This is a genomic window from Pseudosporangium ferrugineum (assembly GCF_003002065.1).
Taxonomy (GTDB): domain Bacteria; phylum Actinomycetota; class Actinomycetes; order Mycobacteriales; family Micromonosporaceae; genus Actinoplanes; species Actinoplanes ferrugineus_A.
Genome location: NZ_PVZG01000013.1, coordinates 112,045 through 125,747, shown reverse-complemented (window position 1 = coordinate 125,747; position 13,703 = coordinate 112,045). Strand labels below are relative to the sequence as shown.

At 74.3% G+C, this 13,703-nt stretch carries 10 protein-coding genes; 4 read left to right on the top strand and 6 right to left on the bottom strand.

What is annotated here, in order from left to right; all coding sequences use genetic code 11:
- The first annotated feature begins 3 nt into the window (after positions 1 to 3).
- The 4 genes from CLV70_RS25655 (at position 4) to CLV70_RS41240 (ending at position 5,612) form a co-directional block, all read left to right on the top strand.
- Complete coding sequence (locus CLV70_RS25655; protein ID WP_106129275.1) at positions 4 to 2,064, top strand: 3-hydroxyacyl-CoA dehydrogenase NAD-binding domain-containing protein; 2,061 nt, start codon at positions 4 to 6, stop codon at positions 2,062 to 2,064.
- A gap of 149 nt (positions 2,065 to 2,213) precedes the next feature.
- Positions 2,214 to 3,110 (top strand): hypothetical protein, encoded by an 897-nt coding sequence (locus CLV70_RS25650; protein WP_106129154.1) that lies wholly within the window; start codon positions 2,214 to 2,216, stop codon positions 3,108 to 3,110.
- A 275-nt stretch (positions 3,111 to 3,385) separates the two neighbouring features.
- Positions 3,386 to 4,393: a hypothetical protein gene (locus CLV70_RS39215; protein WP_146164156.1), complete on the top strand. Its 1,008-nt coding sequence runs from the start codon at positions 3,386 to 3,388 to the stop codon at positions 4,391 to 4,393.
- 166 nt (positions 4,394 to 4,559) lie between these two features.
- A complete protein-coding gene (locus CLV70_RS41240) occupies positions 4,560 to 5,612 on the top strand; it encodes a DUF2637 domain-containing protein (RefSeq protein WP_245908455.1) in 1,053 nt (350 codons plus the stop codon).
- A gap of 52 nt (positions 5,613 to 5,664) precedes the next feature.
- On the opposite strand, the gene CLV70_RS25635 is transcribed toward CLV70_RS41240, so the two are convergent.
- The 6 genes from CLV70_RS25635 to dxs all read right to left on the bottom strand — a co-directional run bounded on the left by CLV70_RS25635 (position 5,665) and on the right by dxs (position 13,675).
- Complete coding sequence (locus CLV70_RS25635; RefSeq protein WP_106129274.1) at positions 5,665 to 6,864, bottom strand: sensor histidine kinase; 1,200 nt, start codon at positions 6,862 to 6,864, stop codon at positions 5,665 to 5,667.
- 26 nt (positions 6,865 to 6,890) lie between these two features.
- Positions 6,891 to 7,583 carry a response regulator transcription factor gene (locus tag CLV70_RS25630; RefSeq protein ID WP_106129152.1) on the bottom strand — a complete coding sequence of 231 codons (693 nt, stop codon included), beginning with the start codon at positions 7,581 to 7,583 and terminating at the stop codon, positions 6,891 to 6,893.
- A gap of 75 nt (positions 7,584 to 7,658) precedes the next feature.
- Complete coding sequence (locus tag CLV70_RS25625; RefSeq protein WP_106129151.1) at positions 7,659 to 9,002, bottom strand: PQQ-binding-like beta-propeller repeat protein; 1,344 nt, start codon at positions 9,000 to 9,002, stop codon at positions 7,659 to 7,661.
- A 48-nt stretch (positions 9,003 to 9,050) separates the two neighbouring features.
- Positions 9,051 to 10,385, bottom strand: a complete 1,335-nt coding sequence (locus CLV70_RS25620) for a PQQ-binding-like beta-propeller repeat protein (protein ID WP_106129150.1) — start codon at positions 10,383 to 10,385, stop codon at positions 9,051 to 9,053.
- Between the two features lies 1 nt (position 10,386).
- Entirely contained in the window at positions 10,387 to 11,706 is a 1,320-nt protein-coding gene (locus CLV70_RS25615) for an outer membrane protein assembly factor BamB family protein (protein ID WP_106129149.1), read from the bottom strand.
- Between the two features lie 43 nt (positions 11,707 to 11,749).
- Positions 11,750 to 13,675: a 1-deoxy-D-xylulose-5-phosphate synthase gene (gene dxs, locus CLV70_RS25610; protein WP_106129148.1), complete on the bottom strand. Its 1,926-nt coding sequence runs from the start codon at positions 13,673 to 13,675 to the stop codon at positions 11,750 to 11,752.
- Positions 13,676 to 13,703 lie beyond the last annotated feature (28 nt).

The following is a 13,703-nucleotide window of genomic DNA, read 5'->3' as shown; positions in this document are numbered from 1 at the left end:
GCTCTGCCCGACTACCCGAACGAGGTCGTGACCAAGGCGCTCGTCCGCCTGGTCAAGGTGCCGGGGCTGGCGAAGCCCGCCGCCCTCATCACCCTGGACAACGGGTTCGACCACAAGAAGCCCAACAGCTTCGGCCCGGCCGGCCTGCGCTCGCTCGACGAGGCGATCACGAAGGCCACCGAGGCGGACCCGGCGTTCATCGCGCTGACCGGCAAGCCGTACATCTTCTGCGTCGGCGCCGACATCACCGGCATGCCGTTCATCACCGAGCGGGACCAGGCCGTGGCCCTGGGCGAGCTGGGCCACCGGGTGTTCGCCCGGCTCAAGAATTCGAGCATCCCGACGTTCGCGTTCATCAACGGCGCGGCCCTCGGCGGCGGCCTCGAGGTCTCCCTGCACTGCCACTACCGCACGGTCTCCGGCGGCGCGGCGGCGCTCGGCCTGCCCGAGGTGGCGATCGGCCTGGTGCCCGGCTGGGGCGGCAGCCAGCTGCTGCCCAACCTGATCGGCGTGCCGGGCGCGGCGCAGGTCATCCTCCAGAACCCGCTGACCCAGAAGGTGCTCCGGCCGAAGCAGGCCGCCGAGCTGGGCGTCGCGGACGTGCTGTTCGAGCCCGCCGACTTCCTGGAGCGCTCGCTCGAGTGGGCGGCCGGCGTGGTCAAGGGTGAGGTCGAGGTGCAGCGCCCCGAGGTCGACCGGGACATGTGGGAGGGCGTGCTCTTCTTCGCGAAGCAGCAGCTCGACGAGCGGCTGCACGGCGCCGTCCCCTCCGCCAACAAGGCCCTCGAGCTGCTCGCGCTCGCCAAGGACGCCACGTTCGAGGACGGCACCGCCGCCGAGACCGAGGCCCTGGCCGACCTGATCATGGGTGACGAGTCGCGCGCCAGCCTGTACGCGTTCGACCTGGTCCAGCGCCGCGCGAAGCGGCCGGTGGGCGTACCCGACAAGGAACTGGCCCGGAAGGTCACCAAGGTCGGCATCGTCGGTGCCGGTCTCATGGCCTCCCAGCTCGCGCTGCTCTTCGCGCGCCGGCTGCAGGTGCCGGTCGTGCTCACCGACCTCGACCAGACCCGGGTGGACAAGGGCGTCCAGTACGTCCGCGACCAGATCGACAAGATGGTCGGCAAGCGCCGGATGGACGAGGGTACGGCGGCCAAGCTCCGCGGCCTGGTCAGCGGCTCGGTCGACAAGTCCGTCTTCGCCGACGCCGACTTCGTCATCGAGGCCGTCTTCGAGAACCTCGACCTGAAGAAGCAGATCTGGGCCGAGATCGAGAAGATCGTCGGGCCGGAGGCCGTGCTCGCCACCAACACCTCGTCGCTGTCGGTGTCGGAGATGGCCGCCGACCTCGAGCACCCCGAGCGGGTCGTCGGCTTCCACTTCTTCAACCCGGTCGCGGTCCTCCCGCTCCTCGAGATCATCAAGGGCGAGCGTACGGACGACGCCACGCTGGCCACGGCGTTCGCGGTCGGCAAGGAGCTGAAGAAGTCCTGCGTGCTGGTCAAGGACGCCCCGGCGTTCGTGGTCAACCGCCTGCTCACCCGCTTCACCAGCGAGGTGTTCAAGGCGATCGACGCCGGCACCCCGCTGGCGACCGTGGACGTCGCGCTGGACCCGCTGGGCCTGCCGATGCGCCCGATCGCGCTGCTCCAGCTCGTCGGGCCGGCCGTCGCCTACCACGTGGGCGGGACGCTGCACCGGGCGTACCCGGACCGCTTCGGCGACAGCCCCAACCTCAAGAAGATCGTCGACGCCGGCCTGCCGCTCATGGTCGACGACGAGATCAACCCCGAGGTGGTCGCGCTGGTCGAGGGCGGTTCCGCCCCGCTCACCGCCGAGGAGGTACGCCGCCAGGCGCTCGACGCCCTGGCCGGGGAGATCCGCCTGATGCTCGACGAGGGCGTGGTCGCCGAGGCCCAGGACATCGACCTGTGCATGCTCCTGGGCGCCGGGTGGCCGTTCCACCTGGGCGGCGTGACGCCGTACCTGGACCGCAGCGGCACCTCGGAGCGGGTCACGGGCAAGCGCTTCCTGCCCCGGGGAGTCGGCAGCCTGCCGGCCTGATCCTCGCGAACCGACGCCCCCGCGCCCGTCCCTGGTGCGGGGGCGTCTTCGTGACAGCACTGTGTCGCAACAGTGACGGGTAGCCGACGCCGCCGGCAACCTGGGCTGGGTAGGCTCCCCCGGCTGACGTCTTTAGTTCTGGAGCTCCCATGTCACAGCCGCCCTACCCGCCCCAGCCCGGCCAGCCCGGCCCCGAATCGGGCGGTGGCTACCAGCCGCCGGCGGCTCCCGGCTCCTACCCGCCCCCGGGCTCGTACCCACCGCCCTCGTCCGGCGCGGGCGCCTACCCGCCGCCGCCGTCGTCCGGTGCCGGGGCCTACCCGCCGCCCTCGTCCGGTGCGGGCGCGTACCCGCCGCCGCCCTCGTCCGGTGCCGGGGCCTACCCGCCGCCGCCCGGCGGTCCCGGCGGCTACCCGCCGCCGCCCGGCGGCGTTCCGCAGTACGGCGCCCCGCAGCCGGCGCCCAAGAAGAACTCGACGCTCAAGATCGTGCTGATCGTCGCCGGCGTGATCGCCCTGCTCTGCGTCGCGGGCATCGGCGTCGCGGTGTACGCCGCCAAGGACAAGGTCGAGCAGGTCGTCGACGCCGCGAAGATCTCCGTCGTGGAGCCGCAGACCCTCGGCGGCCGGCCCAAGGCCAGCGACCCCACCCTGCAGAGCAGCGTGGACGGCCTGGACAGCGAGATGTCGAAGATCCCCGGCGCGACCAGCTCCATCGGAGCCATCTACGGCGACGCCAAGGAACAGGACATCGTCATGGTGGCGGCGGCCTCGTCGATCAGCGGCTCCGCGCAGAGCCGCTACGACGAGTTCTCCCAGGGCCTCGGCCAGGGCGGCATCAAGCTCGACAACCTGACCGACACCGACCCGGGCCCCCTCGGCGGCATCGCCAAGTGCGGCGACAGCGACACGAGCGGCGTACCGATGGCGGTCTGCGTATGGTCCGACAACGGCAGCGTCGGCATGATCGCGATGCTCTTCAAGGGCAAGGCGGACCTCGAGAAGGAATTCATCTCGATGCGCGGCCAGATCGAGAAGAAGTCCTGACCCACCGCCCCTGACGCCCCGGCCCCGGCCAGGGCGTCAGGGCCGCGCCCGCGGCCGACACACCGGCCCCGGCCGGCGCGCCGGGGCTCGCGGCCGGCGCGTCGAAGCCCACGGCCGGCGCGTCAGAGCCCCCGGCCGGCGCGTCAGAGCCCACGGCCGGCGCGTCAGGGGCCGTCCGGCTCCGAGACCGGAAGCGTGCAGGGCGGCACGATCGTGGGACGCCGTGCGGCGGCCCTTGCGGTTAAGCTCGCCGCAGCCCGAACCCTGGAGCGTTGATGTCGCAGCCGCCATATCCCGGCCCGCCCTACCCCGAGCAGCCCTCGGGGCAGCCGTACCAGCAGCCCGGCCCCGGCTACGGCGGCCCGCCCGGATATCCCTCGGCGCCCTACCAGGGTCAGCCCAACCCCGACGTGCCGGCATCCGTCCCGCCCGGCTACCCACCGCAACCCACCTACGGCCAACCCGAATACACGCAGGTCGACTACGGCCAGGCCGGCTACACCCAGCCCGGGTATCAGCAGCCGGGCGCCCAGCCGGGGTATCAGCAGCCGGGTTACGAGCAACCTGGTCCTCCGCCCGGATATCAGCAGCCCGGTTACCCGCAACCCGGTTACCCGCAGTCCGGTCCGCCGATGACCGGTGGCTATCCGCCGCCGCCGAAGCCCAAGAGCCGCGCCGTACCCATCACGCTGGTGTCCATCGCGGTCTTCCTGGTGCTGTGCGTCGGCGGCGGCACCGCGGTCTACCTGGCGGGCCGCAACGCGGCGGACGACGTGGTGGTCACCGACCCCACGACCACCCCGACGAGGACGGCACCCCGCGGCGTCATCACCGTGGTCGAGCCGCGGACCCTGGGCGGCCGGCCGAAGCTCACCGACGCCCAGTTCGCCGGCGCGGCCGAGCAGCTGAAGCGGGGGCTGGCCAAGGTGCCGGGCGCGTCCCGTACGGTCAGCGGCCTCTACGGCACCCCGGCCGACCAGAACATCGTCATCGTCGCGGCCGCGGCGGCCGAGGTCTCCGACCCCCGCCGGGAGCTGGACGGGATCTTCCTCGGCGTGGGCGTCGGCGGCCTGGAGATCACCGGCCTCACCACCGCCCCGCCGGGCCCGCTGGGCGGCTACGCCAAGTGTGGCCGGGGCGAGGCGGGCGGCGCGCCCCTGATCATGTGCGGCTGGGCCGACGAGGGCAGCGTGGGCTGGCTGCTCTGGTACTACGAGTCGATGAGCGACGCCAAGGCCGAGCTGGCCACCCTCCGAGGACAGGTCGAGAAGAAGTCAAACTGACACGCCGTCAAGCCGCGTCACACGTTCATTGCACCTCGGTCACGAACGTGACGCGGTCCTCCTCGCCGGGCCGCCCGATGCCGTACCGAAACATCGAGCGGCCAGGATGGTTCGCCGGACCCGCCGGGTCCCCCGTCACCCATCTTGACTGGTAGAGGAGCGTACGGTGATCCTCCCGCAGCTTCGACGCGTCCGCTGGGCCGTGCGAGCGACCCTCGTCCTGGGCGTCGCGGCCTCCGTGGTCGCGAACATCCTGCACGCCCTCGACAACCCGATCAGCCAGGCCATCGCCGCCTGGCCGCCGCTCGCCCTGCTGCTGACCGTCGAGCTGATCTCCCGGGTCCCGGTCCACCGCCGCTCCCTCGCCTTCGCCCGCCTCGTCGCCACGGCCACCATCGCGGGCATCGCGGCCTGGGTCTCGTACTGGCACATGGCCGGCGTGGCGGCCCGCTACGGGGAGACCGGGGCGTCGCCGTACCTGCTGCCCCTGTCGGTGGACGGCCTGATCGTGGTGGCGAGCATCTGCCTGGTGGAGCTGGGCGGCCGGATCGCCACCCTCGAGCAGGAGGCCCGCCGCACCCCGGCCGCGGAGCAGGGACCCGGCCGCACGCCGGCGACCGCGGAACAGGAGGCCGCGCACGCCTCGGCGACCGCGGCCGTCCCGGGCTTGATCCCGATGCCCGCGCAGGAGAGCCCCGGCACGGCGGCACGACGCCTGACGGCGGAGGCCCTCGCCGAGGTGGCCGCCGCGCTGCCCAAGGCCGGCGGACCGAAACCCGCCACCCGGCCCGCCACCACCCGGCCCGACCCGGCCCGGCCCGCCACCGCTCGGAGCGCCAACGCCCGGACCGACTCCGCCGGGACCGCCGCCACCCCGGCCAGTTCCGCCCGGCCTGCCGCCACCCGGGCCGACTCCGCCCGGACCGCCGCCACCCGCCGGGTGGCCGAGGCGGAAGCGGCCACCTCCGCCTTCACGCCGACGCGCACCGGGCAGGCGCGCCCGTTGACCACCGCGAAGCCGGCGGCGAAGGCCACGGCGAAGCCCGCGAAGGTGCGTCGCACGCCGGCCGAGACGCTGGCCGCGGCCGAGAAGATCCGGGCGGCCCGCCCCGGCGTGACCGAGGCCCAGCTCGCCGCCGAGCTCGGCATCAGCACCGCCCGCTGGCGCACGATCCGCCGCGAGGCCGAAGCCGCCAAGGGCCTCCGCCTGGCCGCCTGACCCCGGCTCAGCCCGGGGCCACCCCGGCTCCGCGGGGCCGGGCCCGGACGCCTCAGCCCGGGGCCACGCCCAGGCCCTTGGTCTGGGGCACCGTCGCCGAGGCGGCCACCACCGGCGTCGTGTCCGCGGCCGGGAGGCTGACCGTCACCTCGAGGCCGCCGCCCGGCTGCGCGATCGCCGACACCGTGCCGCCGTGCGCGTCGCACACCGCCCGGACGATCGACAGGCCCAGGCCCGAGCCGCGCGAGCCCGTACGCTCCCAGCCGCCGCGGCGGAACGGCTCGAACAGGCCCGGCACGTCCCCCGGGTCGACCTCGTAGCCCGTGTTGCCCACCACCAGCCGCGCCTGGCCGTCCACGTTGGCGGTGCGCAGCCAGAGCTTGCCCATCAGGTGGTTGTAGCGGATCGCGTTCTCGATGAGGTTGCCGGCGAGCCGGTCCAGCAGGCTCGGGTCGCCCACCACGTTCGCGGCCTGGAGGTCCGTCGTCACGTCGAGCTTGAGCCGCTCCGCCTCCGCCTTGACCGCCGACAGCGCGTTGTAGACGCTCGTCGCGAGGTCGGCGGGGACCTTGCGGACCAGCCGCCGCCCGGACTGGGCCTCGCTGCGCGCCAGCACGAGCAGCGCATCGACCAGGCCGTTGGCGCGCTCCGAGGCGTTGCGGACGACCTTGGCCATGCGGCGGTACTCGGCCACGTCCGCCTCGTCGTCGCTGAGCGTCACGTCGATCTCGGTGCGCATGACCGCGAGGGGCGTACGCAGCTCGTGGGAGGCGTTGGCCACGAAGCGCTTCTGCGACTCGAACGCGCCCGCGAGGCGGTCCAGCATCGCGTCGAACGTCCGGGCGAGCTCCGCCACCTCGTCGTCCGCGCCGGAGTAGCGGATCCGCTGGTCGAGCGTCTCCTCGCCGAGGCGCCGGGCGGTCGCCGTGACGTGGTGCAGCGGGCGCAGCGCCCGGCCGGCCACCGCGTACGCCCCCGCGATGCCGATGATCCCGATGGCGAAGAGCGCGATCAGCCCCTTGACCAGCAGCTCCTGCGACGCGCGGTCGACGAGCTGGGTCTGCCACGTGAGCGCGTCGAGGCGGCTGCCGTCGGAGAGGACGACCTGGGTGCCGCCCTGGAGCTCGTCCGCGGGGTGCAGCGCGTCGCCGACCAGCAGCCAGGCGAGCAGCACCAGGATGGCGCCCGCGCCGACGAGGAGGATGCCGTTGAGCAACGTGAGCCGAAGCCGGAGCGTGGGCCGCAGCCGCATCTGCTCGCGCCGGGTGGCGTACACGGTCACGGGTTGCCTCCGGCAGGCGTCATCACGACCGGCTCGGGCACCCGGTAGCCGGCGCCGACCACCGTCTCGATGAGCGGCGGGTCGCCGACCTTCTTGCGCAGGGTCATGACGGTGACGCGGACGGTCGTGGTGAACGGGTCCGTGTTGGCGTCCCAGACGCGTTCCAGCAGCTCCTCGCTCGACACCACGCCGCCGCGGGCCTTGAGCAGCTCCTCGAGGACGCCGAACTCCTTGTTGGTGAGGTCGACCGGGACCCCGCCGCGGGTCACCACCCGGCGGGTCTGGTCGAGCACCAGGTTGCCGACGGTCAGCACGGGCGGGGCGGCCGGGGTGGCCCGCCGGCCGAGCGCCTGGACGCGGGCGACCAGCTCGTCGAAGGCGAAGGGCTTGGGCAGGTAGTCGTCCGCGCCCAGTTGCAGGCCCTCGACGCGGTCCGCCACCGTGCCGCTGGCGGTGAGCATCAGCACCCGGGTCAGCGCACCCGACTCGACGAGCGCCGCGCAGATCTCGTCGCCGTGCATGCCGGGCAGGTCTCGGTCCAGGACGACGACGTCGTAGCGGGTCACGTACGCCATCTCGTGACCGGCCAGGCCGTCGTACGCGACGTCGACCGCCATCCCCTTGCGTCGCAGTCCCCGCGCGATCGCATCGCAGAGGTTCCGCTCGTCTTCCACCACCAGCACGCGCACCCGAGGGTCCTCCGGATCCTTCTCAGCCCGCCGACCAGCTTTGCCGCCGCCGCGTTAAGAGGCTGTGAGTGCAGGCTACCCGCCGGTCACGATCCGGCCATCGGTCAGCGGCCACAGCGCGACGGAGGCGTCGAGGGCGCGGCAGACCAGGACCTGGGTGGTGGCCTGGCAGTCGCCGGAGACGTCGGTGGCCTCGCCCAGCACGCGTACGGCCAGCGTCCGCGGGTCCAGGGACGCGTACCAGACGATGTCGTCGCCGATGAGCTGCCGGATCCCGATGACGGTCCCGTCGGCGCGCACCCGGCCGGCGGGGCGCCAGAGGCCGAAGTCGCCGTGCACCTCGCCGGTACGCGGGTCGACCACGGCCAGCGGTGACCGCGCCTGGTCCTCCTCCCGCCCAGCGACCAGCAGGTACGTCCCGGCAGCCGCCGCCGCGGCCCAGCGCGGGCTGGTCCAGCGGACCGCACCGGTCACGGGGTCGACGACCTGCACGCCGCCGCGGTAGCCGAAGAGGCAGATCTCGCCCGCGCAATCGGGCTCCACCCAGCGCCCGGAGAGATCCAGCGGGCTCGCCCAGCGCTCGGTGAGGTCGCTCAGGGCGTACGCGGTGACTCCGGCCGGGCCGCCGACCAGCAGGATCTCGCCGGCCGGCCAGAGGGTGATGCCGCGCCGCGACCAGCTGGGCGGCACCGGCAGGTCGGCGGCGGTGACCACCCGGCCGCTGACCGTGTCCCGCACGTCGAGGTGGCCGTCGACGGCGGCGGTGACGAGCCGGTGCGGGAAGCCGTCGGCGCCGTACCCGGTCTCGACCGTGTACGCCAGCGCCGGCTCGCGCAGGACCCAGCGGTGGCGGCCGGTGGCGAGGTCGACGCCGTACCAGCTGAGCTTTCCCGACTCGGGGATGTTCTCGTGGAGCAGGACGAGGCCGTCGGCGGCCGAGACGCTGAGCATCCGGGCGGGCGCGCGCCAGAGGGCCCGGTCGGTGCCGGCCGCGACGGCGACCGTCGCCTCGGCGCCCATGGTGTCGACCCGGTACGACACCAGCACGGTGGACCCGGCCGAGGTGACGGAGAAGACCGCCCCGGTGACCGCCGCCGTGCTCCGGTGCAGAAGCTCGCCGCCGGGCAGCGCGTACGTGCTCACGATCCGGCTCTGCACCGCGGTCGTCGGCTGCGCGGGCGGCGCGTCCACCACGTAGAGCCGATCGTGCTCGACGAACATGGCATCGCCCAGCCGCGCGGGAACGATCACCGGCCGCCACGGCGCCTCCCGCGGCACCGCGCCGGTGACCAGCGCGAGCAGCACCGCGGCGGCGAGGGCAAGCCCGGCGCGGTACGGGTGCGGGGACCGCCGGACGGGCAGGGGCGCCGGTTGCCGCTCGTGGTGCAGCTCGCCGAGTTCGATGACGACGTCGCCCACGCCGTCATTGTGCGCCCGGCACGGCGCGGTGGCGACCGCCCGCGTGCGTCAGCCCAGGTGGCGATAGATCGCGACGCCGCCGGGGACGCGGCAGCCGACGAGGTCGCCGCCGGAGTGGAAGTCGGTGCCGCCCGCGACCCGGCCGAGCGGCTGGACCGCCGCCGCGCCGGGCCGCAGCAGGCCGACCGCCGTGCCGGGGGTGGCCGGCCCGACCGTGGCCAGCACGACGTTCTCGTCGCCGGGCGCGGACGCCAGGCTGGTCCAGTAGCGCAGGTCGATCCGCGCCCGGCCGGTACGCCGGTCGAGCACCCGCCGCGGGCGGCCCGCCGGCTCGAGCTCCAGCACGGTGTCGTCGTCGAAGGCGACCAGGTCGGCGGAGGGGCCGGCCCGCCACAGCGTCGCCCCGGTCCGCGGGTCGAGGACGGCCGCCCCAGCGCGGGTCTCGGCGCAGGGCAGCCCGCGGCAGGTCCCGGAGGCGCCCTGCGGGTCCGGCAGTTCCTGTTGCCACAGCTCGTCGAGGGTGTCGGAGGCGTACGCGGCGACCAGACCGCCCTCGCCGAACGGGCCGTAGTGCACGAGCAGGGCCGTGCCGGCGTCCTCGAACCAGGTCGGCCCGTGGCCGCCGACCCGCGGCATCTCCCGTTCGCGCAGCACGGCACCGGTGTCGGGCGCGCGGACGGTCAGGCGCGCGTCGGAGAGCACGGCGATGGCGCGGCGGGCCGGACCGGTCCAGACCACGGAGACGGAGCCGGGCACCGTCGCCGTCCAGCGCCGGTGGCCGGTGGCCAGGTCGACGCCGGACAGCGAGGTGCTCAGCGCCGGTTCGGTGTGCAGGACGTCGCTGGACGCGCCGTACAGCCCGCCGGGGGCGCCGGATTCCTGGTCGTACTCGGTGCCCGGCCGGAACCGTTCCTCCAGGACCATGCCGAGGCGGTCGTCGAGGCGCTGCAGCAGGGTCGGCGACCGCCAGCGGACCGCGCCGGTGGCGGCATCGAGGACCGTGGTCGTCCGGCCGACGGTGAGCATCACCAGGCCGTCGCCTCCGCCGGCGATGTAGTACGGCTTGTCCTCGCTGCCGGGCGGTCCGGGGACGTTCCAGAGCTCCCGGACCGGGTCCGTCGACCAGGCGCCGACCCGGGGCTGGTCGCCGCGGAAGTCGACGACGTAGAGGTGGCCGTCGAGCAGCTGGAACTCGGCGCGGTCGGCGACCGGCACCAGCGCGATGCGCTGCCAGAGCAGGGACGAGGTGGGGGCGGCACCGCCGAGGGCCAGGACGAGCAGCACGGCGACGAGCAGGCCGGCGCGGCGGTAGACGTACGCGGGCGGCGGGGTGGCCGGGACGGGCGGGGCCGGGGTGCCGGGGCCCAGCTCGATCAGCGCCACGCTATCCCCTTCGTTCGTACGCCCACACCACCAGTTCACCCGCCGTCGAGCGGCAGACCAGCCGGCCGGGGGCCGCCTGGCAGTCGCCGGTGCCGGCGGGGAGGTCGGACAGCAGCTCCGGGCGCCCGGCCCCCGGGGACGCGATCGCGACCATCGTACGGGCACCCGCGTCCACCGTCCGGGCCACGAGGAGGTGGTCTCCGCCCGTACCCGGGACGATCCGCCAGCCGTGCAGGTCCACGACGACCTGGCCGCTCGCGGGGTCGATGATGCCGGCGGGGTCGGTCTCGCCGGCCGGCGTGCCGAAGGCGACGACCAGGCCGCCGCGCTGCTCGACGCTGCGCCACTCGGGCCGGAACCAGCTCGTGGCGCCGTCGGCCGGGTCCACCGCGCGTACGCCGTCGGGGCCCGCCAGGCAGGTCAGGGCGCCGCAGGTGGTGACGCCGAAGGCGAAGCCGGCCGGCCGGGTCCAGCGCTGCCGCAGCGTGACCGGGTCGAAGGCGGACACCACCCGGCCGGTCAGGGTCGGGTGCCGCAGCAGCAGGAGCCCGCCGGAGACGACCGGGTTGTCCGGCCCGTAGTCGGCGGCGGGGAGCTGCGCCCGGGCGAGCACGGCACCCGTCGTGAGGTCGTGCACGACGGCCGTACGGTCGTCGTGCAGCAGCAGCATCCGGGGTTCCTCCCCGGCCGGTCCGGGCACGCCGGCCAGCACCGCGGTCGACGGCACGTCCACCCGCCAGCGGGTCCGTCCGGTGGCCGGGTCGACCGCCTCGACCGGGCCCTGCACCCGCCGGCCGGGGCCGGAGAAGCTGCGCACGCTGGAGACCGCGAGCAGGGCGGGCGAGCCCGCCACCGTGACCACGCTGCCGGCGCGGCGCCAGCGCGGCGTGCCGTCCGCCAGCGAGACCGCGGTGGTGCCGTAGTCGACCCGGGTGGTGCCCGAGTACGGCCGCAGCAGCACCAGCCCCTCCCCGGTACGCAGCCGGTACGTGGGCGCCTCGGACCCGGCCTGCCAGTGCTGCCGCCCGTCGGCCAGGTCGTACGACACCAGCGTGCCGAGGCTCTGCGCCAGCAGGTCGCCGTCCCCGGTCAGCGTGTACGGATCGGCCGGCCCCACCCGCACCGAGAACACCGGCGACAGGGCGGGTGGGCGCGGCGAGGCGGACGCGGCGGAGCCGAGCAGGACGAGGACGGCGGTGAGCACCGGCGCGAACCAGCGCGGCACGGTCGAGTGCCCGGGCGCGGCGTACTCGTCGGGCTCACCGCGGTCCAGGCCCAGGTCGATGACTACCGTCGCACCGCCGAACGTCTCCGCCGCCATACCCTCAAAGGTAACGGCTTAATAACGAAAACGCCCGCCCGCGTCAGGAAGTCGGCTGACGCACCCCCGCCGGGTCCTCGAGCCGCGACACCCACTCGGTCACGTCGCGCGCCACATCCTGGGCGGTGAGGCCCAGCGCCGCCAGGATCTCCGCGCGGCTGCCGTGCGGGTGGAAACCGGGCGGCACGCCCAGGCTCCGCAGCGGCACGTCGACGCCGGCGTCCCGCAGCGTGCTCGCCACGGCCTCGCCCACGCCACCGGCGCGTACGCCGTCCTCCAGCGTCACGACCAGGCGGTGCGTGCCGGCCAGCCCGGCCAGCTCGATCGGCACCGGGCGGACCCAGCGCGGGTCGACGACGGTCACGCCGTACCCCTGCCCGGCGATCCGCTCGGCGACCTCCATGCCCAGCTTGGCGAAGGCACCCACGGCGACCAGGAGCACGTCCTTGCGCTCACCCTCGCGCAGCACGTCCACCGGGCCGGCCCGGCGCACCGCCGGGAGGTCCGCGGCGACCGAGCCGGTCGGGAAGCGCACGATGGTCGGGCCGTCGTCCACGGCGACCGCCTCGCGCAGCTCCTCGCGCAGGGTCGCGGCGTCCCGGGGCGCGGCGATGCGCAGGCCGGGGACCACGCCGAAGACGCTCATGTCCCAGATGCCGTAGTGGCTGGGGCCGTCCGGGCCGGTGATGCCGGCCCGGTCGAGCACGAAGGTGACCGGCAGCTCGTGCATCGCCACGTCGAGCAGGACCTGGTCGAAGGCGCGGTTGAGGAAGGTCGCGTAGACCGCCACGACCGGGTGCAGGCCGCCCATGGCCAGGCCGGCCGCGGAGGTGGCCGCGTGCTGCTCGGCGATGCCCACGTCGTACGCCCGCTCCGGGTACTTCCTGGCCAGCGCGGCGATGCCGGTGGGCTCGGCCATCGCGGCCGTGATGCCCACGACGTCCGGCCGCTCGTCGGCGATCGCGACCAGCTCCTCGGCGAAGACGTGCGTCCACTTCACCGAGGGCTTGGCGGTCAGCGCGCCGGTCTGCGGGTCGAAAGCGCCCGGGCCGTGCAGGCAGTCCGCCTCGTCGTCCTCGGCGGGCCGGTAGCCGTAGCCCTTGCGGGTCACCGCGTGCACGATCACCGGCGCGTTGAAGCCCTTGGCGCGGCGCAGCGCCGACTCCATGGCCTGGGTGTCGTGCCCGTCGACCGGGCCGATGTACTTGATGCCGAGGTCCTCGAACATCGGCTGCGGGCTGACCGCGTCCTTGATGCCCTTCTTGACCGCGTGCAGCACCTCGTACGCCGGCTTGCCCACCAGCGGCGTCGAGCCCAGCGCGTTCTTGACCAGGTCGAGCACCCGCTCGTAGCCCGGGTTGAGGCGCAGCGTGGACAGGTGGTCGGCGAGCCCGCCGATCGTGGGCGCGTACGACCGGCCGTTGTCGTTGACGACGATGACCAGCTTGTTCTTGGCCGCGGCGATGTTGTTGAGCGCCTCCCAGCACATGCCGCCGGTCAGCGCGCCGTCGCCGACCACAGCCACCACGTGCCGGTCCTCGCCGCGCAGGGCGAACGCCTTGGAGATGCCGTCCGCGTAGGACAGCGCGGTGGAGGCGTGGGAATTCTCGATCAGGTCGTGCTCGCTCTCGGCGCGGCTCGGGTAGCCGGAGAGGCCACCGCGCTGCCGGAGCAGGTCGAACCCGTCCTGGCGGCCGGTCACGATCTTGTGCACGTACGCCTGGTGCCCGGTGTCGAACAGGATGCGGTCGCGCGGCGAGTCGAAGACCCGGTGCAGCGCCAGCGTCGTCTCGACCACGCCCAGGTTGGGGCCCAGGTGCCCGCCGGTGCGGGACACCTTGGCCACCAGGAAGTCGCGGATCTCGGCGGCGAGCAGGGTGAGCTGCTCAGGGCTCAACCGCTTCAGGTCGCCGGGCGTCGCGATGGTGCCGAGGATGCCGGACGACGTCTGATCACTGCGCTCGCTCATGAGGCGTCAGTCTATCCGCGTACGGCTC